At 66.9% G+C, this 2272-nt stretch carries 3 protein-coding genes and 1 pseudogene; all 4 read right to left on the bottom strand.

The window, feature by feature from the left end; all coding sequences use genetic code 11:
• Position 1 precedes the first annotated feature (1 nt).
• Positions 2-298: a hypothetical protein gene (locus AC08ON_RS12935; protein ID WP_476607980.1), complete on the bottom strand. Its 297-nt coding sequence runs from the start codon at positions 296-298 to the stop codon at positions 2-4.
• 135 nt (positions 299-433) lie between these two features.
• Positions 434-1268 (bottom strand): annotated as a pseudogene (locus tag AC08ON_RS12930) (undecaprenyl-diphosphate phosphatase).
• Positions 1269-1528: 260 nt separating this feature from the next.
• Positions 1529-1681 (bottom strand): hypothetical protein, encoded by a 153-nt coding sequence (locus AC08ON_RS12925; protein ID WP_476607979.1) that lies wholly within the window; start codon positions 1679-1681, stop codon positions 1529-1531.
• A gap of 87 nt (positions 1682-1768) precedes the next feature.
• The coding region (locus tag AC08ON_RS12920; protein ID WP_476617056.1) for a CE1 family esterase at positions 1769-2272 on the bottom strand (504 nt) is incomplete at its 5' end.

Below are 2272 nucleotides of genomic sequence, written 5' to 3'. Positions count from 1 at the left end.
TCTAGGAAACTCCCGCTAGATGAACGTACGGCCAGAAGCTGGGTTCGAGGTAGGTGACGCCCTCATCCGCGGCATCGATGATCATTTCGTCGACGAGGCGTTCGAAGTCCTCGGGCCGGCGGAAGACCGGCAGGATGCCGGCGATCACTTCGCTGAAGCCCCCGAACTCGGTAAACCCCGTGGTGCGGGGAGTCGGAACGCCCGCGGCGGCGGCCAGGTCGGCCAGCGTCGACGGCCGCATCCCCAGCTCGAAATGCAGATGCAGATGGCCCTTGGGCAGCGAACGCAGATCCCGCATCACAGTCCTTCCTCCGTGGCCGCGCGGCCGGCGGTCTCCCCATCCCGTGGGGACAACCACGAACCCGCAAGACGGTGGATTGAAACTTACGTGGTCGAGCCGCCCCGCGGGAGCCGGACGAAGATGGTCGCCGGCTCAGGTCGCCGAGACGATCCCAGTGGCCACGAGGAAGAGCACGGTGGCACCGAGCGCCAGCCGGTAACCGATGAAGACGCCGTAGCTGTGTCTGGCAATGAACTTCAACAGCCAGGCGATCGCGACGTAGGCGACGGCAAAGCTGACCACGGTCGCGATGATCGTCGCCGGCCAGCCCACCCCGTCGGCGATGTCGTCGGACTTCGTGAGGACCTGCAACGCCGCGGCCGCCATCAGGGCCGGGATGGACAGGAAGAAGGACAGCCGGGTCACCGCCACCCGGTCCAGGCCACGCAGCAACCCCGCCGACATGGTCGCCCCGGATCGCGAGATACCCGGGATCAGCGCCATGCACTGCACGATGCCGATCACCAGGGTGTCCTTCCACGTCACGTCCTCCTCGTGACGTTTCTGGGTACCTACGTGGTCCGCGTACCCCATCACCCCGCTCCAGAGGATCAGCGCACCGCCGACGAACCACAGGCTGCGTAGCGTGGTCTCGATCTGATCCTTGAAGGCCACCCGGACCAGACCGATGGGAATCGATCCGAGAATGACGGCCCAGCCGAACCGGTAATCCGGATGCTCCCGCCAGGCGGGATCGCGCACACCGCGGCCCCACGCCGCCAGAAGGCGCTGGAAATCATGCCGGAAGTAAAGCAGGGTGGCGAACCGCACCGACCTGGATGATCGCGGTGAAAGCGGTGATGTCCGGGTCGTCGATGTCGTGGCCGAGCAGCTTCTCCAAAATTGTCAGGTGTCCGGTGCTGGACACCGGCAGAAATTCCGTCAGCCCCTCGACCGCGCCGAGAAACACCGCTTCCAGGACGTTCACATGGACCCTTCCGCACCGGTACACGCCACCTGCTGATCGCGCAGGGCAGTGTATGACGGCGAGGATCATCTGCTCCCGGTGGGGCGGGCCACGCGGCCGGTCAGGCGACCGGCGCCCGGGTCAGCGCACGTCGAGCCGTCGCCCGGGCGACGGCCGCCTCGGTGCGGGTCCCTCACGACGGGCAGATTCAGCCGGGTCAGGGCCGGCCCGCCACAGCAGCGCCGCGGACGAGGAGAACGAAAGTCCCGCCGGCGTGCGGTTCACCTTGCCTGATGGGTGAAGAAGGCCCAGATGGTCGCGGTGGCATTCAGGGCGGTTGACGGCGGGTCGAGATGCAGGATTCGCTCGGCCGTCGGGTGGCGGGCACCGCCGGGCCACTGGTGGCCCGCGCCGGCAATGGTGACCAGTTCCACGGCCCGTCCCTGCGGGCAGGTGACGATAAAGGTGGTGGCGCTTTCCGTAGTGGTTGTGGCCGGGGTGGCACAATGATCGGCGGTACGCTACATCGCGTTCACGAACGGGACGGCCGGTCCGTTGATTTTTGCGATCCCGTCACCCTCGCCGCCGTAGTAGCGTACGGTGTGGTCTGCGGTGCCGTGAATGGCGATGACGGAGATTGGCCGCGGTGCGGGGCAGGTGCCGAGCAGGGTCGCCGAATCGGGTCCGATCGCGGCGAAAATGCTGGTGTCGCAGGCCAACCGGTAGTCCATCATGCCGCCGTTGGAGATTCCGGTGGCGTAGATACGAGCGGTGTCGACCGGTACGGCGGCTTGGATGGCGGCGACCATGCCAGTGATGAAGGCGACATCATCCACGTCGGTCGCACCGGGCTTTCCGCAACAACCGCCGCCGACGGACCAGGCATGGTTCTGCCCTTCGGGATAGGCGACGAGAAAATGGCCGCGGTCGGCCTCGGCGTCCCAGCCGTAGGAGTTCTCGGCCTGCTCCGCGCCACCGAAACCGCCGTGGATCATGACGACGAGCGGCGCCCGCGCGGGCAGAGT

This window comes from Frankia sp. CoWAU3 (genome assembly GCF_977971855.1).
Note: the sequence above shows the minus strand (reverse complement) of the source record. Positions and strands in the feature narration are given on the sequence as shown.